Origin of the sequence: Pseudoalteromonas sp. SG43-6 (assembly GCF_014164365.1) — a bacterium.
Lineage (GTDB): Bacteria > Pseudomonadota > Gammaproteobacteria > Enterobacterales > Alteromonadaceae > Pseudoalteromonas > Pseudoalteromonas rhizosphaerae.
Genome location: NZ_JACJEZ010000220.1, coordinates 1 through 251, shown reverse-complemented (window position 1 = coordinate 251; position 251 = coordinate 1). Strand labels below are relative to the sequence as shown.

Below are 251 nucleotides of genomic sequence, written 5' to 3'. Positions count from 1 at the left end.
TGGGTTCGGTCCTCCAGTTGATGTTACTCAACCTTCAACCTGCCCATGGCTAGATCACCGGGTTTCGGGTCTATACCTTGCAACTAATCGCCCAGTTAAGACTCGGTTTCCCTACGGCTACCCTATTCGGTTAACCTCGCTACAAAATATAAGTCGCTGACCCATTATACAAAAGGTACGCAGTCACCCAACAAGTGGGCTCCTACTGCTTGTACGTACACGGTTTCAGGTTCTATTTCACTCCCCTCACA

1 rRNA gene is annotated in these 251 nt (G+C 49.0%); it reads right to left on the bottom strand.

Going from position 1 to position 251, the window contains the following annotated elements:
- Nucleotides 1–251: ribosomal RNA gene (locus H5201_RS22865) — 23S ribosomal RNA — on the bottom strand; the annotation flags it as partial.